Origin of the sequence: Streptomyces sp. DvalAA-43 (genome assembly GCF_900091725.1) — a bacterium.
In the GTDB taxonomy this organism is placed as follows: Bacteria; Actinomycetota; Actinomycetes; order Streptomycetales; family Streptomycetaceae; genus Streptomyces; species Streptomyces pulveraceus.
Map to the genome: position 1 here is coordinate 66,537 of NZ_FMBW01000043.1, position 26,182 is coordinate 92,718.

The 26,182-nt window shown below is 71.6% G+C and carries 14 protein-coding genes; 1 reads left to right on the forward strand and 13 read right to left on the reverse strand.

Translation table 11 applies throughout. From position 1 onward, the window contains the following. Positions 1–13: 13 nt before the first annotated feature. The 8 genes from GA0115234_RS15075 to GA0115234_RS15110 all read right to left on the reverse strand — a co-directional run bounded on the left by GA0115234_RS15075 (position 14) and on the right by GA0115234_RS15110 (position 20,088). Positions 14–1,714 (reverse strand): ABC transporter ATP-binding protein, encoded by a 1,701-nt coding sequence (locus GA0115234_RS15075; protein ID WP_093541840.1) that lies wholly within the window; start codon positions 1,712–1,714, stop codon positions 14–16. Beyond that, positions 1,701–12,587, reverse strand: coding sequence for a non-ribosomal peptide synthetase (locus GA0115234_RS15080; RefSeq protein WP_093541842.1), 10,887 nt, complete (start codon positions 12,585–12,587; stop codon positions 1,701–1,703). The genes GA0115234_RS15075 and GA0115234_RS15080 overlap by 14 nt, the downstream gene beginning before the upstream one ends. Positions 12,588–12,644: 57 nt before the next feature. Next, a complete protein-coding gene (locus GA0115234_RS15085; protein WP_093541844.1) occupies positions 12,645–14,432 on the reverse strand; it encodes an ABC transporter ATP-binding protein in 1,788 nt (595 codons plus the stop codon). Positions 14,433–14,478: 46 nt separating this feature from the next. Further along, a complete protein-coding gene (locus tag GA0115234_RS15090; protein WP_093541846.1) occupies positions 14,479–15,528 on the reverse strand; it encodes an iron-siderophore ABC transporter substrate-binding protein in 1,050 nt (349 codons plus the stop codon). A 185-nt stretch (positions 15,529–15,713) separates the two neighbouring features. Continuing rightward, a complete protein-coding gene (locus GA0115234_RS15095) occupies positions 15,714–16,568 on the reverse strand; it encodes an ABC transporter ATP-binding protein (RefSeq protein WP_256088723.1) in 855 nt (284 codons plus the stop codon). A gap of 39 nt (positions 16,569–16,607) precedes the next feature. Then, the gene (locus GA0115234_RS15100; RefSeq protein ID WP_093541848.1) at positions 16,608–17,669 is read right to left on the reverse strand and encodes a FecCD family ABC transporter permease; all 1,062 of its coding nucleotides are present in this window, start codon (positions 17,667–17,669) and stop codon (positions 16,608–16,610) included. Beyond that, the gene (locus GA0115234_RS15105) at positions 17,666–18,724 is read right to left on the reverse strand and encodes a FecCD family ABC transporter permease (RefSeq protein WP_093541849.1); all 1,059 of its coding nucleotides are present in this window, start codon (positions 18,722–18,724) and stop codon (positions 17,666–17,668) included. Before GA0115234_RS15105 ends, GA0115234_RS15100 begins: the two co-directional genes overlap by 4 nt. 11 nt (positions 18,725–18,735) lie before the next feature. After that, positions 18,736–20,088 carry a lysine N(6)-hydroxylase/L-ornithine N(5)-oxygenase family protein gene (locus GA0115234_RS15110; RefSeq protein ID WP_093541851.1) on the reverse strand — a complete coding sequence of 451 codons (1,353 nt, stop codon included), beginning with the start codon at positions 20,086–20,088 and terminating at the stop codon, positions 18,736–18,738. Positions 20,089–20,333: 245 nt separating this feature from the next. On the opposite strand from GA0115234_RS15110, the gene GA0115234_RS15115 reads away from it, so the two are divergent. Continuing rightward, a complete protein-coding gene (locus GA0115234_RS15115) occupies positions 20,334–21,281 on the forward strand; it encodes a methionyl-tRNA formyltransferase (protein WP_093541853.1) in 948 nt (315 codons plus the stop codon). Positions 21,282–21,352: 71 nt separating this feature from the next. On the opposite strand, the gene GA0115234_RS15120 is transcribed toward GA0115234_RS15115, so the two are convergent. The 5 genes from GA0115234_RS15120 to GA0115234_RS15140 all read right to left on the reverse strand — a co-directional run bounded on the left by GA0115234_RS15120 (position 21,353) and on the right by GA0115234_RS15140 (position 26,145). Then, entirely contained in the window at positions 21,353–21,943 is a 591-nt protein-coding gene (locus GA0115234_RS15120) for a hypothetical protein (RefSeq protein ID WP_093541855.1), read from the reverse strand. A gap of 14 nt (positions 21,944–21,957) precedes the next feature. Then, the gene (locus tag GA0115234_RS15125) at positions 21,958–23,121 is read right to left on the reverse strand and encodes an ROK family glucokinase (protein ID WP_093541857.1); all 1,164 of its coding nucleotides are present in this window, start codon (positions 23,119–23,121) and stop codon (positions 21,958–21,960) included. Between the two features lie 134 nt (positions 23,122–23,255). Beyond that, a complete protein-coding gene (locus GA0115234_RS15130) occupies positions 23,256–24,116 on the reverse strand; it encodes an ATP-binding cassette domain-containing protein (RefSeq protein ID WP_093541859.1) in 861 nt (286 codons plus the stop codon). Continuing rightward, complete coding sequence (locus tag GA0115234_RS15135) at positions 24,113–25,165, reverse strand: ABC transporter permease (protein WP_093541861.1); 1,053 nt, start codon at positions 25,163–25,165, stop codon at positions 24,113–24,115. The genes GA0115234_RS15130 and GA0115234_RS15135 overlap by 4 nt, the downstream gene beginning before the upstream one ends. Continuing rightward, positions 25,162–26,145, reverse strand: coding sequence for a sugar ABC transporter substrate-binding protein (locus GA0115234_RS15140; protein ID WP_093541862.1), 984 nt, complete (start codon positions 26,143–26,145; stop codon positions 25,162–25,164). Before GA0115234_RS15140 ends, GA0115234_RS15135 begins: the two co-directional genes overlap by 4 nt. Positions 26,146–26,182: the final 37 nt, after the last annotated feature.

The following is a 26,182-nucleotide window of genomic DNA, read 5'->3' on the forward strand; positions in this document are numbered from 1 at the left end:
CGTCCCCGGCGCCTCAACGGGCCACGGCCAGGCAGTAGTCGGCGTCGCCGGCCAGGAGATTGCGGTGGGTGTCCTCGGCGGTGATGACGCCGTCGTCCAGGACCAGTACCCGGTCGGCGGCGTCCAGCAGGGCCGGGCTGCTGGTGATCACGACCGTGGTGCGGCCGCGGCGCAGCTTCGCGACATTGCGCGCGACGAGCTGCTCGGTGACCGCGTCGACGGCCGTCGTCGGGTTGTGCAGGACCAGTACGTCGCTGTCGGCGGCCAGGGCGCGGGCCAGGGAGAGCCGCTGCCGCTGTCCCCCGGAGAGGTTCGCCCCCCGGTCCCGGACCGCGTAGTCGAGCCCGTCGCGGTGGAGGGCGACGACATCCGTCAGCATGGAGGCCTCGACGGCCTCGGGGACCATCCGGCTGGTGCCCGACGGGTCCATGTTCGTGCGGAGCGTGCCCGCGAAGATCTCCCCGTCGTACGGGTTCACCAGCATGTGCTCGCGGACCGCCTCGACCGACAGCTCCGCGACCGGCCGCCCGCCGATCCGCACCACCCCCTCGTACGCGTCGGGCGCGACGTTCACCGCGAGGACCGACGCGAGGTCGGCCGCCGCCCGCGGCTGGTAGACGGCGATCGCCACGAACTCGCCCGCGGCCACCTCGAACGTCAGCCCGCGCAGCGACCCGTACCGCACGCGGTCGACCGCGAGGCCCCGGTCCGCCTCCGGACGCCGCGACCCCGGGACGGTCACCGGCGGCGCGGTCAGCACCAGGGCCATCCGCTCGGCAGAGGCGCGCGCCATCATCACGTACTTGGGCATCTCCGAGAACATCTTGAGCGGTTCGATGATGAACTGCGCGAGACCCACGGCCATGACCAGTTCCCCGATGGTGATCCGGCCGTCGAACGCCAGCCAGCCCGCGGTCAGGGAGACGGCGGCGGCGAGGACCGCGTTGAGGGCCAGCGCGGTGCCCGCGTACGTGCCGTTCACCCGGGCGACGGTGATCGCCTGGCGCTTCGCGTCCGTGCTGACCTTCCGGTAGGACCCGAAGGCCGCGTGGTTGCCGCCGAATCCGTGCAGCGGGCGCAGGCCGATGATCAGGTCGGCGACCTTGGCGCCGGCCCGCGCCACCCGGGCCTGCTGTTCCTGGGTACTGGCGCCGATCCGCCGGGACATCACGGCCAGGATCGACAGGATCGCGACCGTCCCCACGATCACCAGCAGGCCGAGCCGGATGTCGGCCAGCCCCAGCGCGACCGCCGCGACCACCACCGCGACCAGGGAGCTGATCAGCAGCGGCACCACCTCGACGATGTCGGCGGTCTGGTCGGCGTCCTCGGTGGCGATGGTCAGCACCTCGCCGGACTTCAGGTCGACGTCCCTGGCCACCGGCTGGAGCCCGCAGGCGGCCACCTGGACCCGCCAGCGGTGCGCCTCGGTCGTGTTGGCCTTCTGCAGGACACGCATCCCGAACCGCCACGACAGCGACACCGTCGTGATGATCACGGCCAGCGCGCCGATCGACAGACCGAGCGAGGCCGGGCTCCGGTGCTGCAGGGTGTGCTCGACGATCAGGCCGAGCGCGATGGGGAAGGCCGTCTCCCCCGCCTGGTACAGGCCCATGAGGACGGTGCCCCAGACCATGGCGCCGACGTTGCGGCGCAGCGCGGTGCGCAGGATGTCGGACCCCGGCCGGGGCCGCTGCGTGTCAGGAGTTTTCATCAAGGTGGCGGGCAATCGCTTCCGGGGTTCGCAGGGTGAACAGATCACGGATCGTGATCACAGGACCGTACGCGCGGCGGAGCAGCCCGGTCAGCCGCACCGCCAGCATGGAGTGCCCGCCGAGGGACACGAAGTCGCTCACCGCGCTCACCTCGTCGTCGTCCAGATCGAGTGCTTCGGCGAAGAACTCGCAGACCTCGGTCTCGGTGGGGGTCCGCGGTCCGCGCTCCTGACCGGTGGTCAGCGCGCCGAGCGGCCTGGCCTCCGGCAGCGCCTTGGTGTCGGCCTTCCCGTTCACGGTCAACGGAATGCTGTCGACCTGGGCGAAGTGTGTCGGGCGCAGGAAGTCCGGCAGTCCGGCGCCCACTTCGGCGGCGACCCGCGCCAGGTCGGCGCCCTCCAGTACGAGGTAGGCGGCCAGCCGGTACGCGCCGTCGACCTGCGGGTCGGGCTGGGCGACGGCGGCGGCGAACCGCACCGCCGGGTGCGCCGCGAACACCGCCTCGACCTCGCCGAGTTCGACCCGGTGGCCGCGGATCTTGACCTGCTGGTCGGTGCGGCCCAGGTAGGTCAGGTTCCCGTCGGGCCTGCGGATCACCAGGTCGCCGGTGCGGTACATGCGCTCGCCGGGTCCGCCGAACGGGCAGGCGACGAAGCGGTGCGCGGTCTGGGCACTCTGGCCGAGATAGCCGCGCGCGATGCCGATGCCCGAGACGTAGAGCTCACCGGGGACCCCGTCGGGCAGCGGCCGCAGCCACGGGTCCAGTACGTAGACCTCCGTGTTGTCGATCGCCACGCCCACCACCGGGTCCTGGCACTCGAAGGTGCCGACGCCGAGGGTGTTGATGGTGTACTCGGTGGGCCCGTACAGGTTGTAGCCGACCGTCCCCTCGGTTCCGGCGAGCCGCTGCCAGAGCGTCGGGGTGACCGCCTCGCCGCCCAGCAGCACCAGCGCTGGCCGCCGGTCCGGGTTGTCGAGCAGACCCTCGGCCACCAGCTGCTGGGCGTAGGTCGGGGTCACGTTGATGACGTCGATCCCGTGCTCGCGGCAGTACTCGACCAGCCGCGGGGCGTCGCGGCGCAGTTCCTCGTCGCAGATGTGGACCTCGTGGCCGTCGGCGAGCCAGAGCAGTTCCTCCCACGACATGTCGAAGGCGAACGACACGGTGTGCGCGATCCGGAAGACCCGGTGCTCGTGCTCGGCGAGGACCGGTTCGAAGATCCGCCGCTGGTGGTTGATCAGCATGTTGGTGAGTCCGGCGTACTCGGTCACCACGCCCTTGGGCTTCCCGGTCGAGCCGGAGGTGTAGATCGTGTACGCGGGGTGGCGCAGCCGGTCCGGGTCGTCCGGCGCGAACGTCACATACGGATCGGCCTCCGGAAGCGGGTGGTCCAGCTCGATCAGCTCGCCGCCGAGCCGGGGGGACACGGCGCTCACGGTGAGGATCACCTCGGGGCGGGCGTCCGCGACGATGGTCGCGATCCGCTCGTCCGGGTGGTCCAGTTCCAGCGGTACGTACGCGGCGCCGACGCGCAGCACGGCGAACAGCGCCACGATCGAGTCGAGGGAGCGCGGGATCGCCAGGCCCACGGTCGTCTCGGGTCCGATGCCCCGGCGGGCGAGCACCCCGGCCAGTTCGCGGCTGCGGTCCCGGAGCCGGGCGAAGGTCATGGCCGAGCCGTGGGCGACGAGCGCGACCCGGTCGGGATCGCGGTCGGCCGCCTGGTCGAAGCGGTCGACGACGGTGTCCGTGCCGATGTCGGTGCGGGCGGCGGGTCCGGGTCGCGGGGCCGGGCCCGGCAGCGCGCCCATCCGGCCCGTCGACCGGGCGAGGTCCTCCAGCACGCGCAGGTACTCGTCCAGGAGGCGACGGGCGCCCTCGGGGTCGTCGTCGCGGTGCTCCAGCTTGACCGTGAGCCGGTCGCCGGGGGTGACGACCCAGGTGAACGGGTAGTGCGTGGAGTCGTCCGCGTGCACCGAGGTGATGCCGTGCCGGGCGTTCATCTCGGCGAACGCGTCCAGGTCCAGGAAGTTCTGGAGCACGAAGAGGTTGTCGAAGAGGGTGTCGTGTCCGCTGGCCCGCTGGATCTCGCCGAGCCCCAGGTGTTCGTGCTCCATGGCCTCGACCCGGGCCGCCTGTACGGCCGACAGATAGGCGCCGACCGTGTCGTCGGGCCGGGCCCGGGTCCACATGGGCACGGTGTTGAGCAGCACACCGACGATGCCGGAGTGGCCCTCGCCCTCCCGGCCCGAGACGGTCACGCCGAACACCGCGTCGCCACGGCCGGTACGGGCGCCGAGGAGCAGGCCGAAGGCGCCGGTCAGCACCGTGTTCAGGGTGACGCCGTGCACCCGGGCCGCGTCCCGCAGCAGCTGTGACAGCTCGGCGGAGAGCGTGTGGACCAGCGCGCGCGGCAGCCCGTCCGGGAGGGACGGGGCCGGTCCGGCGAGCAGGGTCGGGCCCGGGAGGCCGGCCAGGTGCTCCGCCCAGAAGCGGTTCGACACCTCGGGGTCCCTGGCGTCGAGCGCCCGCGCGTAGTCCTCGAAGCCCGGCACGGCCGGGGCCGTGACCGGCTGTTCGCCCGCCACGACGGCCTCGTACGCCTCGAAGAGGTCGCGCAGCACGATCTCGCGGGACCAGCCGTCCCAGAGCAGCAGGTGGTAGCTGAGCAACAGGCCGTCCCGGCCGTCGGGCAGCCGCACCACGGTCAGCCGGATCAAGGGCGGCTCGCCGAGGTCGAATCCCGACTCGCGGTCCCGGGTGCGCAGCGCCTCGACCTCCGCGTCGGTGGTGAGCGCGATCGTGCGGACGTCGACCCGGCGGCCCGTCTTGAGGACCTGGACCGGGTTGCCGTCGTCGTCGGTGGTGAAGCCGGCCCCCACGACCGGGTGGCGCGCGATCACGCACGCCATCGCCTCGGCCAGCGCGTCGGTGTCCAGGCGCCGGTCGAAGGTGAACCAGCTCTGTGCGACGTAGTGTCCGCCCGTGCCCGCCATCTGGGCCTGGAAGAACAGGCCGCGCTGGAGGGGGGTGACCGGTGCGGTGCGCTCGGCCGTGGCGCAGGCTCCCGCGAGGTGTTCCAGTGCGTCGCGCCAGTGCCCGGTGATCGCGTCGGGTATGCCCCGGGCGAGGGTGAAGGCCGCGTGCAGGCTGCCGGTGACGTCGTCGGTCCACGCGTTGACCTCGACGGCGTACGGGCTGTTCTGGTCGCCGCCGGTGAGGGGCAGTGCCTGGGACTCGCTGCCCCGGCCGAGGTAGTTGAACAGCACCTGCGGGCGGGCGCGCAGCAGCGGGGCCGTCTGCGGGTTGAGGTATCTGAGCAGGCCGTAGCCGATGTGCCCGTGCTCGTCCGGCTGGCGTTCGGCGACCTCGCGCGCCGCCGCGACGGGGTCGGTGTGTGCCGTGAGCCGTACCGGTGCGATGGCGGTGAACCAGCCGACGGTACGGGAGTAGTCGTGGTGTTCCAGGGCCGGGACCCGGCCGTGCCGCTCCAGGTCGATCGCGAGGTCGGTGGGTGTGGGCTGGACGCGGGTCAGCGCGGTGCGCAGGGCGCCGCACAGCAGCTCGGTGAGGCCCACGCCGAGTGCGGCGGGGGCGCTGCGCGTCACCAGGTCGCTCACCCCGGGTGCGAGTACCACCGTGGTCTCGCGCAGGTCCCGGACCTCGGGCAGCAGGGCGGGTGCCCCGAGCGTGGTGATCCAGTGTCCGAGGTCGTCGGCCGATCCGGCGGACCGCACGGCCAGCGCTTCGGCGTACTCGGCGTAGGACGTGGTCGGTGGTGCCGGGTCCGCTCCGCCGAGGGCGGTGGCCAGGTCGTCGAGGAGGACCAGCCAGGACACCGCGTCGACGGCGAGGTGGTGCACGGTGACGACCAGGGTCCGGTCGGACGCCAGCCAGGAGAACGCGATGACGTCCCCGGACTCGGGGTCGAGCCGTCCGGCGGCCTCGTTCGCCGCGGCCGTCGCGTCGGGGGCGTCGGTGGGGACGACGGCGACCTCGCGGGCGGGTTCGGTGCGCAGGGTCCACACACCGTGCTCGACGCGCAGCCGCAGCCGGAGGGCCGGGTGGGCGGCCACCAGGGCGTCGGCGGCCCGCCGGATGTCGGCGAGGCCGGTGCCCTCGGCCACCACCACGGCCCTGGCCTGGGCGAACCGGGCGAGCGATCCGCCCAGTTCCCGCTGGCGCAGGATGACCGGGGTCGCGGGCAGCGGGCCGTCCGCGCGGCGGGACGGCGCGGCCGCCACGGGCTGCGGGGCGCGCGTGCCCAGGTGGTCGGCGAGCGCGCGGGGTGTCTTCAGCAGGAAGACGTCCCGGGGGGCGATCGGCAGGCCGTGCGCCCTGGCCCGGTTGATCACCGTGATGGCGACGATGCTGTCGCCCCCGGCGCCGAAGAAGTCGGTGTCGGCGTCCACGGCGACGCCGGGCAGCGCCTCGGTGAAGATGCCGACCAGTGCGGTGAGCGCGGATCCGCTGGCGGCCGCCGGGGTGTCGTCCTGTGCGGCGCGTTCGGTCAGGGCCCTGCGGTCCAGCTTCCCGTTGACCGTCAGCGGCAGGGCGTCGACCGGCAGTACCCGGCCCGGCACCATGTGCACGGGCAGCTTGGTGGAGAGCAGTGCGGTGAGGTCGCCGGGCACCCGGCCCACGACATGGGCGACGAGGTGGTCGCCGCTGTCCGCCACGGTGACGGCCGCGTCGACGACACCGTCGAGTTCCCTGACCGCGGACTCCACCTCGCCGAGCTCGATGCGGAAGCCCTTGAGCTGCACCTGGTCGTCGGCGCGGCCGGCGAACTCCAGCTCGCCGTCGAGCGTGCGGCGGGCGAGGTCGCCCGTGTGGTACATGCGGGAGCCGTCGGCCGTGAACGGGTTCGCCACGAACCGGCCCGCGGTGAGCCCCGGCCGTCCCAGGTAGCCGAGCGCGAGCTGGTCCCCGGCGACGTAGATGGCGCCGACCCGGCCCGGCGGCACCGGCCGGAGCCGGTCGTCGAGCAGATGGGTGACCAGGCCGGGGATCGGACCGCCGATCGGGCTGACGTCGTCGCCGGAGGCGAAGTCCGCGTCGGTCAGCACCCGGTGGGTGACATGGACGGTGGTCTCGGTGATGCCGTACATGTTGACCAGCTCGGGCGACCGGGTGCCGTGCCGCTCGACCCAGCCGCGCAGCCGCCCGAGGTCCAGCGCCTCGCCGCCGAAGATGATCCGGCGCAGCGCGGTGACCGGTTCAGCGGCGAGCCGGTCGGCCTCGATGAACTGGTGGAACGCCGAGGGGGTCTGGTTGAGCACGGTCACACCGCGTTCGCGGACCAGCCGGTGGAAGTCGACCGGGGAGCGGGTGAGTCCGTACTCGGGCACCAGCAGTTCGCCGCCGTGCACCAGTGCGCCCCACAGCTCCCAGACCGCGAAGTCGAAGGAGAAGGAGTGGAACTGGACCCATACGTCGTGCGGGCCGAAGTCCATGTCGGGCCGGGTGCGGGCGAGGAGCGTCACCACGCTGGAGTGCGGGACGACGACCCCCTTGGGCCGGCCCGTCGAGCCGGAGGTGTAGATCACATACGCGGGATCGTGCCAGTCGGCCGCGGGCCCGGCGGTGGTGGTGGCCGGGGCGGGTTCGTCGCCCTGGACGAGGACACGGGCCTCCACAGCCGCTCGGGCCAGCAGACGGGTGAAGCGGCCCTGCTGTGCGCGGTCCACGAGCACGACCTGGGGTGCGGCGTCGGCGAGGATGTACTCCAGCCGCTCGTCCGGGTACGCCTGGTCCAGCGGTACGTAGGCGCCGCCCGCGGTGACGACCGCGACCAGGGCGACGACCTGCTCCAGGGAGCGCGGGACGGCGACGGCGACCCGGGTGCCCGGTCCGGCACCGGCCGCGCGCAGCACCGAGGCCAACGTGTCCCGGGCGTCCGCCAGTTCGCCGTAGGTCAGTGACCGGGTGCTGCCGTCGAGGGCGCACTGGGTGACGGCGGTGGCCGCCGGGTCGCGGGTCGCGGCGGCGGCGAACAGCTCGCCCAGGGTCGCCCGGGAGACCGGCGCCGGGCCGCGACCGCTGCCGGGGACCAGGTCGTCGACCGGGGTGTCCGCCCGGTCGAGCAGACCGGTGAGGGTCCGGGTGAACGTGCGCAGGATCGCCTCGGCGCTCTCCGGGCGCAGCAGTTCACCGTCGTGGATCAGGTTGAAGCGCGCCCGGCCGTCCGGGGCCCGCTCCACCACCAGCGTCAACGGATAGTGCGGGGCACCTTCGTTGACGATGCCGGTGATGACCAGCTCGTCGTCGGCTCCGCGCAGCGCGGCCACGTCGGTGGCGACGTCGAACACCACCAGGGTGTCGAACGGGGAGCCGGTACCGGCCTGGCGGCCGATCCTGGCGAGTGAGACGTGCTGGTGCGCCAGCACCCTGCTCTGGTGCTCCTTCACGGCGGTGAGCAGCTCGCGCGCCGTGGTGGTGGGGGTCCAGCGGGCGCGCACCGGGATCGTGTTGATGAACAGGCCCACCATGTCCTTGATGCCGGGGACCTCGGCGTCGCGGCCGGACACCGTGGAGCCGAACACGACGTCCCTGCCGTGCAGGAGGGAGCCCAGCGTCACCGCCCACGCGCCGTGCACGGCCACGCTCAGCGGCACACCGGCCGAGCGGGCGGCCGCGTCGATGTCCTCGGCGGGTTCGACGGCGGTGTCGGCGAACCGTTCGGAGGGGGTGTGCCCCTCGGCGACCAGCGAGGGGCCGGGGAGTCCGGCGAGTTCGGCCCGCCACACCCGGTCGCTCTCGTCCTGGTCGCGGGCGGCGAGCCAGCTCACGTAGTCCCGGAAGCCGCCGAGCGGGTACCCGGTCCCCGGCGCGTGGTACTCGGCCAGCAGGGCGCGGAGCATGGGCGGCACCGACCAGCCGTCGGCGACGATGTGGTGCACGGTCTGCACCAGCACGTTGCGGCCGGAGCCGGCCCGGACGAGCGTGTACCGCATCAGCGGTCCGGTGGCCAGGTCGAAGCCCGCACGGCGGTCCCGCTCGGCGAGGTCGCGGATCTCGTCGTCGGTGAGGGCGGGGCGGTCCAGCGTGGTGAAGGGCGCCTGGACACCGCTCTCGGCGACGGAGACGACCCGGCCGTCGGCGAGGGCCGTGAACCGGGCGGCCAGGTTGGGGTACAGGGCGAGCAGCCGGGTGGCCGCCGCCGCGAGCCGGTCGGCGTCGACGTCGCCGTCCAGCGTCAGCAGCTGCTGTTCGACGTAGCTGCCGGTCGCGTCGTCGTCGAAGACCGAGTGGAAGTACAGGCCCTCCTGCAAGGGGGTCAGCGGCAGGACGTCCCGCAGCGCCGGGCCGTCCAGTTCGTCGACATCGGCCTGGGTGAGCCGCACCAGGGGGAAGTCGCTGGGCGAGTGGCCGCCTCCGTCGAGCGCGGCCAGGGCGGTCAGGGCGTCCTGGAAGTACTGGCAGACGGTGGTGAGGTCCTCGTCGGTGAAGAGTCCCTCGGGCCAGGAGACGGTGGTGACCAGCTCGTACGCGCCGCTCGCGTCGGGTTCGGCGATCGCGTTGAACTCCAGGGCGCGCGGCATGCGCATCCTCGGGTCACGCTTCTCGCCCAGCTGCCCCGTGGTGCCCGCCAGTTGCCAGTCCCCGGCGGCACCCGCGTCGAAGCGGCCCAGGTAGTTGAAGAGCACCTGCGGTGCGGGGGCGGTCAGCCCGGTGCCGGTCAGATGGCGCAGGGCGCCGTAGGAGACGCCGTTGCCGGGCACCGCCGCGAGGTCCTCCTTGACCGCCTTGAGGGCGGCGGCCAGGTAACCGGGTGCGGTGAGGTCGGCCGCCGTGCCGGGGTCCACGGTCACCGGGAACAGGGTGGTGAACCAGCCCACGGTCCGGGACAGTTCCGGCTCAAAGCCGGCCGCGTCCGCCACGTAGCGCCCCTCGCGGCCGTGTCCTTCCAGCTCGATGTGGGCGAACGTCTGGTCCTGGCCCCGGTCGCGGCGCCACCGGGCGAGGGTGACGGCGAGCGCGGTGAGCAGTACGTCGTTCACGCCCGCGTGGAACTTGGCGGGGATCTCGCCGAGCAGCGCGGCGGTCTCCTCGGCGCCGACGGAGACGGTCCGGGTCCGTTCCCGGGCCACGGTGTCGGCCTCGGTCAGCGCGCGCCTGCCGATCGGGGCGTCCGGGGCCGGCAGCGGAGTCTCGAAGTGCGGACGGTCCGGTTCGAACGCGGCGCGCTCCAGCAGCTGGGTCCAGCGCCTGAACGACGTGCCCACGGGGGGAAGTCCGATGGGCGTGCCCGCGGCGGACTGGCGCCAGGCCGTGGCCAGGTCGTCCATCAGGATCCGCCAGGACACTCCGTCGACGACGACGTGGTGGGCGACCAGGACCAGTTGCCGCGCCTCGCGGCGCCAGACGGCACGCAGCATCACACCGTTGTCCGGGTCGAGCCCGTCGGCGGCGAGCTCCACGCACTCCGCCGGCGGCCGGTCGCTCTCCTGCCACCCCACGACGGCGCGGTCGGCCCCGGGGATGTCGAAGCTCCAGCGGTCGCCGCGCACCAGCCTGGCGCGCAGCATGTCGTGCCGTCCCGCCAGCGCGGCGAGGATCTCGTCGAGCGCGTCGGCGGTCAGCTCCGCCGGGGTGTTCAGTACGACCGACTGCACGAAGCCGTCGATCGCGTCCGTGGTCCGGCCGAGCCACTGCACGATGGGCGATCCCACCACGGAACCGGTCGGGACGTCGCCGTGGTCCACGGCGGAGACGTCCTCGCGGCTCGCCACCGCGGCCAGTGCCCCGAGCACGCTGTGGGTGAAGATCTGCCGTGCGGTGACATGGAGACCGGCGTCGCGCAACGCGCTCAGCAGGGAGATCGCCAGGATGCTGTCCCCGCCGAGCTGGAAGAAGTCCTGGTCGACACCGGCCTTCTCCAGTCGCAGCACCGCCGCGACGGCCGCGCACACCACCCGCTCGTCCTCGGTGGCGGGCGCCGCCGCGGAGCCGGTGCCGATCACGGGCTCCGGCAGGGCGCCCCGGTCGAGCTTGCCGTTCGCGGTGAGCGGGAACTCCTTCATCACGACGAGGTGGGCGGGCACCATGTACTCCACCATGTGCCGGGTGGCCCACTCCTTGACCTCGTCGGCCCGCAGCCCTTCGTGGCCGGTGGCCGGGATCACGTACCCCACCAGGTAGGTGCCGCCCGCCGTGTTCTTCTTCGCGACGACGCAGGTGTGCCGTACCCCGGGGTGCTCCGCGAGGCCGACCTCGACGTCCTCGATCTCCAGCCGCATGCCGCGGATCTTGATCTGGTTGTCGGCGCGGCCGAGGAAGTCCAGCGACCCGTCGGGGGCGAACCGTGCCAGGTCACCGGTCCGGTACAGCCGGGACCCGTCGTCGGCGAAGGGGTTCGCGACGAACCGGGACGCCGTCAGGCCGGGCGCGTTGACGTAGCCGCGCCCCAGCAGGAGTCCTCCCGCGTACAGTTCGCCGCCGACCCCGACCGGGACCGGGCGCAGCTCGTCGTCCAGGACGTACAGCTGGGTGTTGGGGTTGGCCCGGCCGATCGATGTCGACAGGCGTTCGGCCTCGCCCCGGTAGACGACGTGGGAGACGCCGATGGTCGTCTCGGCCGGGCCGTAGCCGTGGTACAGGGGGATGTCGAGCCGGGTGCGGAACCGCTCGTACAGCTCCGGGGTCAGTACCTCGCCGCCGCACCACACGTGCCGCAGGCTGTCCAGGCGGCCGGAGTCGCCCGCGATCTCCAGCAGTACGTCCAGCATGGACGACACCAGATAGGTGAAGGTGACGCGCTGCTCGGCGATCACGCTCAGCAGGTGGTGCGGGTCGCGTTCGCCGCCGGGGCGCAGGATCACCAGCCTGCCGCCGGAGACCAGGGGCAGGAAGATCTCGTTGATGGAGATGTCGAAGGAGAGCGGCGCCTTGAAGAGCGAGGCGTCGTCGTGGCCGAAGCCGAGGATCTCCTCGACCTGCCACAACAGGCGTTCGCTGATCGCCTCGTGACGGATCATGGCGCCCTTGGGCCGTCCGGTCGAGCCGGAGGTGAAGATCACGTACGCCAGGGCGTTGCCGGGGACGGTCGCCTCCGGCGCCTCGGCGGGGTGGTCGCCGAACGCCCAGTCGCCGAGGTCGACGGCCACGGCGTCCGGTTCGCCCGCACCGTGCTCGCCGGAGTCGTTGAGCTGGAGCACGACCCGGGCGTCCTCGACGACGACGGCGCGGCGCGCGGCGGGCCACTGCGGATCGAGCGGCACGAAGGCGCACTTCGCCTGGAGCACGGCGAGGAGACCGATGACCATCTCGGCACCGCGGCCGAGCGAGATGCCGACGACCTGCTCGGAGGTGAGGCCGCGCTCGATCAGGTGGTGGGCCAACTGGCTTGAAAATGCCGCTGCTTGACGGTACGTCAGTGAGCGGTGCTCATCGATGACGGCGATGGCGTCCGGCCTGGCGCGCGCCTGTTCGCGGAACATCTCGATGATGGTCGGGCGGACCCGGTCGGCGCGGTTGTCGTTCCACCCGGCCAGGGCTTCGATCCTCGCCGCCACGCCGGACGGGCCGATGGTGCCGATGGAGCGGTCGGGGAAGTCGGCCAGGTCGTCCAGCGCGAGCTGCGCCTCGGCCGGCACGACGCCGTCGGGGAGGGTGATGCTCCGGCCGTCCGCGCCGACCTCCCAACCGTCGCTTCCGGCACCGCCGTTGTCGACCCACCCGAGGAGGTCGGCGAAGAGGGTGCCGGGGGTGAGGTCGAGGCCGTCGGGGCCGAGGCCGGTGGCCCAGTACGACAGCCCGATGGCACATGCTCCCGTGATGGTCCGGTCACCATAGTCGCCGGTCCGCCGGCGCACATCGGTCAGGCGGTCGGGGGAAAGCAGTACGCGCGGGGCGCTCGGTTCCATCATCGAAGACTCAGCATCCTTCCGAAGTACGCACATCAGCCCGAATTGACTCGGGCTCGCCTAACTGCCCTCTCGCCAGGCGCGCCACAGACGCGCGTACTGGCCACCCAGAGCCACCAGCTCCGCGTGTGTCCCTTCCTCCACCACGCGTCCCGCGGACAGCACGGCGATCCGGTCCGCCGCCATCGCCTGGGTCAGGCGGTGGGCCACGAACAGCGTGGTCCGGCCCGAACAGGCGGCCAGCACGGCCCGTTCCAGCTCGGCGGCGCCCTCGCTGCCCGCCTCCGCGGTCGACTCGTCGAGCACCACCACCGGCGAGCGGCCCAGCACCAGGCGGGCCAGGGCGATCTGGGCGACCTTGGTGACGTCCAGACGCTCGCCGCCCTCGCCGACCACGGTGGCCAGACCCTCGGGCAGCAGCTCGACCCAGCCCTCGGCACCGACCGTGCGCAACGCGTCCAGCAACTCGGCATCGCTCGCGTCGGGCGCGGCGAGCCGCAGATCGTCGGCGAGCGGACCCGAGAAGACATGGGTCTCCTGCGTCAGGATGCTCACCAGGGCCCGCGCCCCGGCCTCGTCCAGACCGGCGAGGTCCCGCGAGCCGATGCGCACCGACCCGGCCTGCGGGGTCCCGATACCGGCGATCAGCGCGGCCAGGGTCGACTTGCCCGCACCCGTCGCCCCCACCAGGGCGAGCGAACCACCGGCCGGAATGGACAGGTTCACCTCCCGCAGGACGGGTTCCTCGGTGTCGGGATAACTGAACGTCAGCCCCTCCACCGTCACCGGATGCGGGCCGGCGTCCGCCGGCGCGACGGACACGTCGCCCACCAGCCGGTCCTCCGCGGGCTCCCCCAGCACCCCGACCAGACGGGTCAGGCTCGCGCCCGACTTCTGCGCCTCGTCGAAGGTGAACATGATGGCGCCCAGCGGGGTGAACAGCCGGTGGAACATCAGCGGAGCCGCCGACACCTCGCCCAGGCTGGCGGCGCCTGCCTCCAGCAGGACGTACCCCACCACGACGATCAGGGCCAGTCCGATGAACTCGGCGCGGTTCTCCCTGCCGACGAAGCGTCCGAAGAACCGGAACACCTCGACGCCCAGATCGCGCACCCGCCACGACTCGCTGGTGACCTTCTCGCGTACGGCTCCCTCCAGGCGGTAGGCCCGGACGGTGTCGATCCCGTTCAGTCCGCTGATCAGCGCTTGCGCACGGTCGGCCTGGGCCTTCCGCTGCTTCTGGTAGAGCGGTGCGGACCGGGGCAGGTACCACCGCAGCGCCAGTGCGTACGCGGGGAGCGCGCCGGCGCCGGCCAGGCCGAGCCGCCAGTCCAGTCCGAACATGCCGGCCGTGGCGATGACGACCAGCACGCCCGCGGAGAACACCGTGGGGATGGCGGCCCTGATGCCCTTGGACAGCACGGCCACGTCGTCACCGACCCGGGAGAGCACATCGCCCCGGCCGACCTGCTCGATGCGGGCGCTCGGCATCCCCAGCACCGCGCGGACGGCGCCCTCCCGCAGCCGGGCGAGCAGATCCGCCCCCAGCCGCCCGATCAGATACGTCGAGACCGCGGTGGCCACCGCGCCGAGCAGCGCGGCGGCCACCATCAGCGACCCGGTCGTGACGAGCACGGAGCGCGATCCGCCCTCGGTCACCCCGTCGACCACCCGGCTCAGCAGGAGCACGGGGAGCACCTGGAGCGCCGCCCCGGCCACTGTGGTGAGCAGGGTGGCGGAGGTCAGCCACGGGGCCCGGCGGCAGTGCGCCGCGACCCACCGGGCGGCCTCACCTCCCGTCGCCGTACGCAGGGTTGCCGGGGCGACGCGGGTGTCGGTGGTGCTCACACGAAGACCAAATCTCTCCGGGGACGGGGCCGTCCGATCGGCATGTCTAGTCGACCGACTTGACGAGCTCGTCGATCGCGTACGGCAAGGAGAGCAGGGTGCCCTGGGACATGGCCGCGCCGACCGCCGGACCCTCGCTGTCCAGCAGGTACGAGACCTTGCCGTTCTTGACGGCGGGCAGGTTGGCGAACAGCTTGAACTTCTTCAGCGCCTCCGTGTCCGCCTTGTCGTTGATGACGAAGACACGGTCGACGTCGACCAGGTCGATGCGCTCGGGGGACAGCGTGGTGAAGAACTTGCCGTCCGCGATCTCGTCGATCTTGGTCTGGTACTTGAAGCCGGTGCCCGTCACCAGCCGTCCGCGCACATCGGTCGAGGTGAACGGCCCGACGGAGTCCTTGTACCAGGACAGCGCCACGGCGGTCTGGTCCGCGAACTCGGGGTGCGCCTTCTTGGCCGCGTCGAGCTTGCCCTGGATGCCCTCGACCAGCTGGGTGCCCTCCTTCTCCTTGCCGAGCGCCTTGGCGATGTGCACCGCGTTGTCCTGCCAGGGCGCGCTGAAGGGCTCCTTCTCGCCCTTGGTACGGCCCACCGTCGGGGCGATCTTGGAGAGCTTGTCGTAGGCGGCCTGGTCGATCTCGGAGTAGACCGCGATGATCAGGTCCGGCCGCAGGGAGGCGATCTTCTCGTAATTGGGGCCCGAGTCACCGTTGTTCATGATGACCTCGGGGCGGGTGTCGCCCCACTTGCCCTTCACCCAGGGCCACTGGGTGTTGATGTCGGGGGACTTGCCCGCCGGGTTCGGGTACTGGTCGACCATGCCGACCGGCTTGATGCCGAGCGCCAGGATGGCCTGGTCGTCCGTGTAGCCCACCGAGACGACGCGCCGGGGGGCCTTGGTGATCTTCGTGGATCCGAACGCGTGCTCCACGGTGACCGGGAACGCGCCGGAGGCGGCGGCCGGGGCATCGTCGTTCTTCGTGTCCGACGTGTCGGAACCGCATCCCGCGAGAAGACCGACGCCGAGGGTCGCGGCGGTCAGGATCGCCGCCACCCGCCGCCAGGGCTTCGCGAGCGTCGTTCGAGGGGTAAGCATCCGGAATCCCTTGCTTTCACACTGTCCACTGCACCTTTTGTAAGGGCAGCCAAACCTTACCCTGCACAAGTGAGGCAAGCCTAGCCTGACTTGCAAATCTTCCCCCGCCGAGCACGAGTCGGGCTCCCCCGTGCTCCCGACCGTGCCCACGCCGCACGGAAGCCACGGCTCGCGCCGTACGGAAGCTACGGCTCGCGCCGGACGTGCGTACGGCCGATCGGCACGATGAGCGGCCGGTCGCCGACCGGGTCGTCGATCACCATGGCGTTCAGCCCGAACGCCTCCCGCAGCAGCTCGGCGGTGATCACCTCGCGCGGGTGACCCTGCGCCAGGACGGATCCCGCCCGCATCACGATCAGGTTGTCGCTGTAGCGCGTGGCCAGATTGAGGTCGTGCAGCACCATGACCACGGTGCGCCCCGACTCGTGCAGATCGTCCACCAGGTCGAGCACATCGATCGCGTGTGCCAGGTCCAGATAGGTGGTCGGCTCGTCCAGCAGCAGCAGATCGGTGCCCTGGGCCAGGGTCATGGAGATCCAGACGCGTTGGCGCTGTCCGCCGGAGAGCGAGTCGACCGGACGGTCGGCCAGCTCGGACACCCCGGTCATGGCCAGCGCGCGCTCCACCACGCCGACGTCGTCCGAGGACCACTGCCGCAGCCAGCTCTGGTGCGGATGGCGCCCCCTGGCGACCAGGTCGGCCACGGTCAGCCCCTCCGGCGCCACCGGCGCCTGCGGCAGCAGACCGAGCTTCTTCGCCACGTCCCGTGTCCTGAGCCGGCCGATGTCCTCGCCGTCCAGCACGACCGTCCCGTGGTCCGGCTTGAGCAGCCGGGTCAGGGTGCGCAACAGGGTGGACTTCCCACAGCCGTTGGGGCCGATGATCGTGGTGATCACCCCCGGCGGGATCGTCACGTCGAGCCCGTCGATGACCGTCCGGCCGCCGTACCCGACCGTGACGCCCCTGGCCGCCAGCCGCGGTACGTCCTCGGCCCCGGACCCGCTCCCGGTCCCCGCCTCGGTGATGAACTGAGTGGCCACAAGCACCCCTTGTCTGGATTCGCCTTGCTGATGCACCGTCTACCTCAGGTTCGCCCGTACCAGCAGATAGACGAGGAACGGGCCGCCGATCGCGGCGGTGACCACACCGACCGGAAGGGTGATCGGCAGCGCGGTGCGCGCGACCAGGTCCGAGCCGATCAGCAGCACCGCCCCCACCAGGCCGGAGGCCACCATCGGCGGCGTCGGGAACCTCGCCAGCCGCATCGCCACCTGCGGCGCCACCAGGGCGACGAACGGAACGGGGCCCGCCGCGCTCACCGCCACCGCGGCCAGCAGGACCGCGCACAGCAGCAGGACCGCCCGCACCCTCGTGTACCGGACGCCCAGGCCGGCGGCGACCTCGTCGCCGAGGTGCATCGGCTTGAACTGGAACGCGGCGGCGGCCATGACGACGAGGAGGACGAGCGTGCACCAGAACGCCACCTCGACCTGGCCCCACGACCGGTCCTCCAGCGAACCGACCAGCCACGCCTGGGCCCTGGCCACGTCCCTGATGTCGGCCGAGACCAGCAGCCAGGTCGTGATCGCCTCCATCACCGCGCTCACCGAGATGCCGATGAGGATGAGCCGGAAGCCGTCGATCCCACGCCGCCAGGCCAGGAAGTACACCAGTAGTCCCGTACCGAGGCCGCCCGCGAGCGCCGCCGCGGGCAGGCCCACGGAGCCGACGACCGCCGCGGCGGTCCCGCCCGACACCGTCACCAGGAAGACCGCGACCGCGCCGGCTCCCCCGGTGATGCCCAGGATGTCCGGACTGGCGAGCGGATTGCGGGCCACGGACTGCGTGATCGCCCCGGACATCCCCAGCGCGGCCCCCACGACGAGACCCGCCAGGGCGCGCGGCATCCGCAGGTCCATGACCACGAACTCGTCGACCTGTTCGCCCCGGCCGAGGATCGTGGCGATCACCCGGGAGAGGCCGATGGGGAAGTCCCCGACGCTGATGGAGAGGCAGAACACCAGGAAGGCCGCCGCCAGCAGCAGCAGCGTGACCAGGACGGGCCAGGGCCGCCATACGAACGACACGGGACCGAGCCGTAGGCCCGGCGCCACCGATGGGTTCACTTCTGTCCCGTTCACGCGTTCCTGAACTTTCCTCGCCACACCAGAATCGCGAAGAACGGGGCACCGAGAAGGGCGACCACGACCCCCGCGTCCAACTCGCCCGGCCGCACCACCAGACGTCCCACGATGTCGCAGACCAGCAGGACGACGGCGCCGAGCAGGCCCGCGTACGGCACCAGCCAGCGGTAGTCCGGGCCGGTCAGATACCGGGCCACGTGGGCCACCATGAGCCCGAGGAAGGCGATGGGGCCGCAGGCGGCCGTGGCCGCGCCCGCCAGCAGGGTGATGGCCGAGATGCCGATCGTCCGGCTCAGCGCGATGTTCACGCCCAGCCCCCGCGCCACGTCGTCGCCCAGGTTGAGCAGATTGAGGGCCGGCAGGGTGATCAGCGCCAGCAGCAGCCCGGCCGCGACGAACACGGTCACCGGCCCGATGACGTCGAATCCGACACCGGCCACGGAGCCCGCGTTCCAGAACCGCAGCGCGTTCAGCGACTTCTGGTCGGAGAGCGCCACCGCCGTGGTCATCGCCGCCAGGAACACCGTGATTCCCTGCCCGGCCAGGGCGAGCGTCAGCGGATTGCCCGCCCCCCGGCCGATGCTCGCCAGGCCGAAGACGACGATGCCGGCGACCCCCGCCCCCACGAAGGCGAACCAGACGTACTGGAACGGGTTGGCGAAGCCGAAGACGGCGATCACCGACACCACGGCGAACGAGGCGCCGGAGTTCACCCCCAGCAGGCCCGTATCGGCGATCGGGTTGCGGGTGTAGCCCTGGATCAGCGAACCGGCGACCCCCAGGGCGATGCCCGCCACGATCGCGAGCACCGTCCGGGGCACCCGCACGGTCTGCACGATGAGCCGGATCTCGGTGAGCCGCCGGTCGGACTCGGGCGCCGCGAACAGTCCGTGCCAGACCTCGGCGGGGCTCAGCGCGCGGGCGCCGACGGCCAGCGACAACGCCGCCGCGATCACCAGGACCGCCACCAGCGCGGCCAGACCCACGACCCGCCGCCGGCGGGCCCCTGTCGTGCCCCCGGGCGCGGGGCGCTCAACTGCGGTCGTGAGCATGTCGACGTTCGCTATCCCTTTGCCCCGGTGCCGTCGGCGACCGGCCGGGCCTCGTCGGGGGCGGACTTGACGCCCCGGTCGAGCAACGAGTCCAGGATCTCGCCGACCCGTATCGCGGTGTTGGACAGCAGGGACGTCGTGATGCCGTGCGTGTGCTCCGTACCACCCTGCAGATAGATGCCGCAGCGCAGTTCGGGGTCGGTCGAGACGCGGTAGTCGCGCTCGACGCGGACCCGGCCCTCGTCGTCGCGCAGGCAGCGGTCGGCGACCTCGCCGAGGAGGCCGAGCGGGTCGGCCGGGCTGTAGCCGGTGGCGAACACCACGACATCGGCGTCCAGAAGCGTCTCCTCGCCCGTGACGAGGGACTTCACGGTGGCCCGGACGCCGTCGGGCGTCTCCTCGACACCGTTGACCCGGGACACGTTGAGGAAGCGCAGCCGCTCCGTGCCGAGGACCTTCTCCTGGTACATCTGCCGGTACAGGTCGTCGATCAGATCGATGTCCACCACGGAGTAGTTGGTGTTGCCGTGGTAGGCCATCAGCCGGCTCTTGACGCTCTCGGGCGCGGTGAAGAAGTCGTCGACCGCCCCGGGGTCGAAGATCCGGTTGGCGAAGCTGCTGTCGTCGGCGGGGCTGTAGCCGTAGCGGGAGAAGACCGCGCAGACCTCGGCCTCGGGGAAGCGGCGGTGCAGGTAGGCGACGTTCTCCGCGGCGCTCTGTCCGGCGCCCACGACGACGAAGCGCGAGGGCGAGGCGCCCTCCAGTCCGTCGACCTTGCGCAGCAGGTCGGAGTTGTGCCAGACGCGGTCACCGCGCTCCACACCGGCGGGCATGACGGGGCGCAGCCCGGTGCCGATGACGAGGTTGCGGGCCCGGTGCACCTCCAGTCCCTCGCCCGACCGGACGGTGACGTCCAGGTACTCCACGGTGCCGTCGTGGACGAAGGGCGTGACGGCGACCACCTCGTGGCCGTAGGAGACCAGGTCGTCGACCTTGGCCGCGGCCCACTCGAAGTAGTCGTGGAACTCGACCCGCAGCGGGAAGAGGTTCTTGTGGTTGATGAAGTCGATCAGCCGGCCCTTGCTCTGCAGATAGCAGAGGAAGCTGAACTCGCTGGCCGGGTTCCGGAGCGTCACCAGGTCCTTGAGGAAGGACACTTGCATGGTGGCGTCGTCGATCAGCATGCCGCGGTGCCAGCCGAAGCTCGGCTGTTGCTCGAAGAAGTGAGCGGTGACCGGCTTCTGCCTGCCGACGCCTGAGTTGTGCTCGCTCAGCGCAATCGCCATGGCCACATTGGAGGGGCCGAAGCCGATACCAATCAGGTCGTGGACCAGTGGTGCGTCGCCAGGAAGAACCTGTGACATGTCACTCCCATCGTGCGGGAAATCCGCCTGTCAGGCGTAAGGAAGATACGAAAGGCGGGCACGCCGACAAGGCCACCCCCCTAAACTTAGGTGAGCCTAAGCTAATCAGGCGGACTTGTCGATAGGGCGGCCCGTCGGCCGGGGCCGACGGACCGTCAACCGGAGCCCGAAATCGCCCCGTTGCAAACTAAGGTAAGCCTTGCTTTACTTACCGTCGGTCTATCCCTGCTCTGAGGAGGAACCCCATGCGGGTCGTCATGTTCGGTTACCAGACCTGGGGGCACCGCACCCTGCAAGCCCTCCTGGACTCCGAGCACCACGTGGTACTGGTCGTGACGCACCCCAAGAGCGAGCACGCGTACGAGAAGATCTGGAGCGACTCCGTCGCCGACCTCGCCGAGGAGCACGGCGTCCCGGTGCTGATCCGCAACCGCCCCGACGACGAGGAGCTGTTCGAGCGCCTCAAGGAGGCCGACCCGGACATCATCGTGTCCAACAACTGGCGGACCTGGATCCCGCCGCGGATCTTCGGCCTCCCCCGTCACGGCACGCTGAACGTGCACGATTCGCTGCTGCCGAAGTACGCCGGGTTCTCGCCGCTGATCTGGGCCCTGATCAACGGCGAGTCCGAGGTGGGCGTCACCGCGCACATGATGGACGACGAGCTCGACGCCGGGGACATCGCCCGCCAGGAGGCCGTCCCGGTCGGTCCGGCGGACACCGCCACCGACCTCTTCCACAAGACCGTGGACCTCATCGCCCCGGTCACCATCGGCGCGCTCGACCTCATCGCCGCCGGGCAGACCGAGTTCACCGCGCAGGACCGCTCGCAGGCCAGCTTCTTCCACAAGCGGTCCACCGAGGACATCCGCATCGACTGGAGCTGGCCGGCCCAGGACCTGGAACGACTGGTCCGCGCCCAGTCCGAGCCGTACCCCAGCGCCTTCACCTTCCACAAGGGCAAGCGCCTGGAGGTCCTGGCCGCGGTGGTGTCCCAGAACCGCTACGGCGGTACGCCCGGCCGCATCTTCTACCGCGAGGGCGAGGGCGTGGTGATCGTCGCCGGGGCCGACGCCCGCACCGGCCGCAACCACGGCCTGGCCATCACACGGGTCCGGACCGAGAGCGGCCGGGAGATGCCCGCGACGGAGTACTTCACCGCCATGGGCGGCTATCTGACCGACCGCCCCTGACCCACCGTCACCACCGCGGTCCGGGGTCCGGGGGCCCGCTCGGCCGCGGTGGCGGCGGACCGCCGGTCAGGTCAGGGGGTCGCCGCGGAGACGACGTAGACGACGGGGTTCATCGGGTCGGTCATGTTCACCGTGATGTCCTGGGTGGGCCGCGGGTTCTTGTTGGTGTGCCGGGTGCCCGCCCAGTCGGTCCCGGGGCCGAACGTCCAGCCCGAGACCTGCTGGTCGCGGGCGCCGATGGTCACCTTCCCGGTCTCCAGGTCGGACCGCCCGCTGCCCATCCGGCCCAGGAAGCGGTCCAGCCCGGCGGACGTGGTGCGGAACTCCACGTACAGCCGACTGGCCTTCCAGTTGTTGGTCTCGTAGTACTGCACGTCCAGGGCGTTGCCGGGCATCGGCAGTTCGAAGATCCGGCGCTGCATCCGGGACGGCCAGCCCTCCCGGAGCCCCTGCGCGGAGGCCTCCGCCGCCTTGTTCTGGCCGGAGCGGCGGCTCTGCCCTGCGGAGATCAGCAGATAGCCGGCCGGGATGCCGATGAGCAGCACGATGATGGTCGCCGTGATCAGCCGGCGGCGGATCATCCGGCGACGGTCCTGCGGCGGCGGCCCGTCGTCGGACGGCGAGGACTGACGCGGCAGGACGGGGTGCTCGGCTGCGGTCATGTGTCTGGGGATCCCTAGGAGGTGCGGGTGCTGCGCGTATTACGGATGGTGCTCGCGGCCTGGTCGTAGATCTGGGCGTACCGCTCGTACCGCTCGACGCGGCGCCGGTTGGCACGGCGGAACCTGCGGGCCACCAGCCGGGCCAGGTCCGCGGCGCCGACCATACCCGCCTCCGGGCCGAGCTGTGCCTTGGTGATCCGGGCCTCGGGGCGGTAGCCGCGGCCGGTGAGATGGCGTTTGAAGGCGTCCCTGGCGGGGCCGATGAGCAGGTCGTCGGCGGCGCTGACACCGCCTCCGATGACGAAGCAGGAGGGGTCGAGCGCGGCGGCCAGATTGGCGATGCCCACGCCGAGCCACTGGCCGATGTCCTGGAGGAGCTCGACGCACATCGCGTCGCCCTCGCGGGCCAGTTCGGTGATGAGGGGCCCGGTGATGTCGGGGATGTTGCCCTTGACCCGCTCGATGATGCCGTGCGCCACCGGGGAGTCCGCGGCGGCCAGCTCCTTGGCCTCCCGGACGAGCGCGTTGCCGGAGCTGTACTGCTCCCAGCAGCCGCGGTTCCCGCAGGGGCAGCGGTGCCCGCCGGGCACCACCTGCATGTGGCCGAACTCACCGGCGACGCCGTACTTGCCGCGCTTGACCTGGCCGTCCTCCAGGATCGCGCCGCCGATGCCGGTACCGAGCGTGATCATGACGAGATGGTCCTCGCCGCGGCCCGCGCCGAAGCGCCACTCCGCCCACGCGGCGGTGTTGGCGTCGTTGTCGACCATGACGGGGACGACGAGCCGGGAGGCGAGGGCGTCGCGCAGCGGTTCGTCGCGCCAGGCGAGGTGCGGGGCGAAGAGCACCTTGGAGCGGTCCGCGTCGACCCAGCCGGCCGCCCCGATGCCGACGGCGTGCACATCGTGCCGGTCGGAGAGGTCGAGGACCAGCTCCACGATGGTGTCCTCGACGACCTTGGGGCTCTTGGACTTGTCCGGCGTCTCGGTGCGCAGCTGCTCCAGGATGTTGCCGTCGGCGTCGACGACGCCCGCCATCACCTTCGTACCGCCGATGTCGATGCCGACGGTGGGTACCCGCGGTGCCGTGAGGTGCGAGCGCCGCTCCCGGGTGCCCACCGTCCGCAGGACGGTGGCGCGGGCGGAGCCGCGGTGTGTGAAGTCGCGGTACGTGCTCATCGTCCCTGCGGGGTCTGGGGGGAGCCGGGGGCGGTGCTCCCGGCGGCGGACTGCGCCCGTCGGGCTCGATTCTGCCACTGCCGGGGCACCGGGGCTGGCGGACCGGTGCGTACGGGCCCGGTCCCGGCCGGGGGCTACTCGGGTTCGCCGGTCCCCGGGTGGGCGCCGGGGAGGGGCGGTGCGGGGGCCCGCTCCAGCTCGTGGCTGAGCTCCTCCAGCTCGCTGCCGCCCGCCATCTGGCGGGTCAGCTCGTCCAGCGTGATGCTCCCCTTGGTGTGGCTTCCGGACATGGCGCCCCGCTTCAGCAGCACGAAACGGTCACCGACCAGATACGCGTGGTGCGGGTTGTGCGTGATGAGGACCACGCCGAGACCGGCGTCGCGGGCGGCCGCGACGTACTTGAGCACGACCCCGGACTGCTTGACGCCGAGCGCGGCGGTGGGCTCGTCCAGGACGAGGACCTTGGCGCCGAAGTGGACGGCCCGAGCGATGGCGACGCACTGGCGCTCGCCGCCGGAGAGGGTGCCGATCGGCTGGTCGACGTCGCGCAGGTCGATCCCCATGCGCAGCAGCTCGGAGCGGGTCGTCTCGCGCATCCGCCGCGCGTCGAGGCGTTTGAAGGGACCCGCGCCGGTGGTCGGCTCGGAGCCGAGGAAGAAGTTGCGCCAGACCGGCATCAACGGGACGACGGCCAGGTCCTGGTAGACCGTGGCGATGCCGCGGTCCAGGGCGTCGCGCGGATTGACGAGGGTGGTCTCCTCGCCGTCGATGAGGAAGGTCCCGGCGTCGTGCCGGTGCAGCCCCGCGATGATCTTGATCAGGGTGGACTTGCCGGCGCCGTTGTCGCCGAGCACGCAGGAGATCTCCCCGGCGTGGACCTCCAGCGAGACGTCCGTCAGGGCCTTGATGTTGCCGTAGAACTTGCTGACGTGGTCCAGCTCGACGAGCGCCCGGCGGGGCGCCTCCGGGTCGGCCGGGGCCTGGGGGGCCGTCATTTCGTCGCCTCCGCGCGCTTGCGTACCCATGCGTTGAGCAGGGTGGCCAGGAGCAGCATGGCTCCGAGGAAGAACTTGAACCAGTCCGGGTTCCACTCCGCGTACACGATGCCCTTGCTGGTCATGCCGAAGATGAAGGCACCGACCGCGGAGCCGATCGCGGAGCCGTAGCCGCCGGTGATCAGGCAGCCGCCGATGACGGCCGCGATGATGTAGATCAGTTCGTTGCCGACGCCCTCGCCGGACTGCACCACGTCGAACGAGAAGAGCAGGTGCTGGCCGGAGACCCAGGCGGCGAAGGCGACCCCGAGGTAGAGCCCGATCTTGGTACGGATCACCGGGACGCCGACCGCGCGGGCCGCGTCGGCCTCGCCGCCGACCGCGAAGATCCAGTTGCCGAAGCGGGTACGGAGCAGGATCCAGGTGGCGATCGCGACGAGCACGGCCCACCACAGGATGGTGACCTTGAACTCGACGCCGCCGATGGTCCACTGCGAGGCGAAGACCTTGCGGGCCGAGTCGAAACCCTCCATGTCGCCGATGGACTTCGTGGACACGGTCCCGCTGATCAGCTTGGTGAAGCCCAGATTGAGGCCGGTCAGCATCAGGAACGTACCGAGCGTGATGATGAAGCTCGGCAGTTTGGTCCGGGTCAGCATGAAGCCGTTGAACGCCCCGAAGGCCAGGGTGACCAGCAGCGACACGAAGACGCCGACCCAGACGTTGGCCGTCATCTGATAGCTGAACATCGACGAGATCAGCGCGGAGCTGGTGACCAGCACACCGGCGGAGAGGTCGAACTCGCCGCCGATCATCAGCAGCGCCACCGGCGCCGCCATGATCCCGATCGTCGAGGCCGCGTAGAGCACCGTGCCGAGGCTGGAGGCGCGCAGGAAGCTGTCGGCGACGATCGAGAAGAAGATGAAGACGGCCGCGGCGCCGACCACCGAGCCGAGCTCGGGACGGCCGAGCAGTCTGCGCAGCGGCGAGGTACGCAGCAGCCGCTCGTCGGCCCCGGCCGGGGCGGACGGTCCGGCGACGCTGCTCATCGGGTCCCCCGCTTGGTGTACTGGGCCAGCTCGGCGGCGTCCTTCGCGGTGATGATCTGCGGGCCGGTGAGGACCGGGCGGCCGCCCCCGAGCACATTGCCGTTGTAGCGGTAGAGCCAGAGCAGGTCGACCGCCTCGTACCCCTGGAGGTACGGCTGCTGGTCGACCGCGAAGCCGAGGGTCTTGTCCGTCAGGGCCGTGGCGACCTTGGCGTTCAGGTCGAAGGTGTCGATCTCGGCCTTGCTGCCCGCGGTCTTCTTCGCCTTGACGGCGGCGTCCGCGAACGGCGCGCCGAGGGTGACGACCGCGTCGATGTCCTTGTCGGCCTGGAGCTTCGCCTCGATGGAGGCCTGGACGTCGGGCATGTTGGTGCCCTCGACGTAGAGGTTCTGCAGCTGCCCGTCGAAGGTCTTCTTCGCTCCGGCGCAGCGCTGCTCGTGGCCGACGTTGCCCTGCTCGTGCAGGATGCACAGGGCCTTCTTGCGGCCCCGCGCGTTGAGCTCCTCGCCGACCGCCTCGCCCGCGATGGACTCGTCCTGGCCGATGTGGGTCAGCGCGCCGAACCGCTTGGACTCCGCGGAGCCGGAGTTCACCGTGATCACCGGGATGCCGGCCTTGACGGCCTTGGTCACGACGTCCTTCATCGCGTCCGGCTTGGCGAGGGTGACGATCAGCCCGTCGACCTTCTGGTCGATGGCGGCCTGTACCAGCTGGGCCTGCTGCTGCGCCTCGTCGTTGTGCGAGTACAGGAACTTGATGTTGTCCTTGACGGCCGCCTGCTCGGCGCCGCGCTGGACGATGTCCCAGAAGGTGTCGCCGTCGCCCGAGTGGGTGACCATGGCGAAGGTCCAGCGGGGCGTGTCCACCGCGGCCCGGCCCTCGGCGGCGGCCTGGGCCGCGCGCTCCTCCGCCCGCTTGCCGCCGGTGCTGCTGCATCCCACGAGGGACACCCCGAGCACCGCCGCAAGCACGACGCCCATCGCACGTACCCCTGTCCGAACCCTTGCCACGACGCCG

Excerpts from the sequence above, each read along its gene's own strand:
- GA0115234_RS15075 (WP_093541840.1), bottom strand. The coding sequence starts at position 1,714 with ATGAAAACTCCTGACACGCAGCGGCCCCGGCCGGGGTCCGACATCCTG.
- GA0115234_RS15130 (WP_093541859.1), bottom strand. The coding sequence starts at position 24,116 with ATGACGGCCCCCCAGGCCCCGGCCGACCCGGAGGCGCCCCGCCGGGCG.
- GA0115234_RS15115 (WP_093541853.1), top strand. The coding sequence starts at position 20,334 with ATGCGGGTCGTCATGTTCGGTTACCAGACCTGGGGGCACCGCACCCTG.
- GA0115234_RS15110 (WP_093541851.1), bottom strand. The coding sequence starts at position 20,088 with ATGTCACAGGTTCTTCCTGGCGACGCACCACTGGTCCACGACCTGATT.
- GA0115234_RS15080 (WP_093541842.1), bottom strand. The coding sequence starts at position 12,587 with ATGATGGAACCGAGCGCCCCGCGCGTACTGCTTTCCCCCGACCGCCTG.
- GA0115234_RS15140 (WP_093541862.1), bottom strand. The coding sequence starts at position 26,145 with ATGGGCGTCGTGCTTGCGGCGGTGCTCGGGGTGTCCCTCGTGGGATGC.
- GA0115234_RS15125 (WP_093541857.1), bottom strand. The coding sequence starts at position 23,121 with ATGAGCACGTACCGCGACTTCACACACCGCGGCTCCGCCCGCGCCACC.
- GA0115234_RS15120 (WP_093541855.1), bottom strand. The coding sequence starts at position 21,943 with ATGACCGCAGCCGAGCACCCCGTCCTGCCGCGTCAGTCCTCGCCGTCC.
- GA0115234_RS15090 (WP_093541846.1), bottom strand. The coding sequence starts at position 15,528 with ATGCTTACCCCTCGAACGACGCTCGCGAAGCCCTGGCGGCGGGTGGCG.
- GA0115234_RS15105 (WP_093541849.1), bottom strand. The coding sequence starts at position 18,724 with ATGCTCACGACCGCAGTTGAGCGCCCCGCGCCCGGGGGCACGACAGGG.
- GA0115234_RS15135 (WP_093541861.1), bottom strand. The coding sequence starts at position 25,165 with ATGAGCAGCGTCGCCGGACCGTCCGCCCCGGCCGGGGCCGACGAGCGG.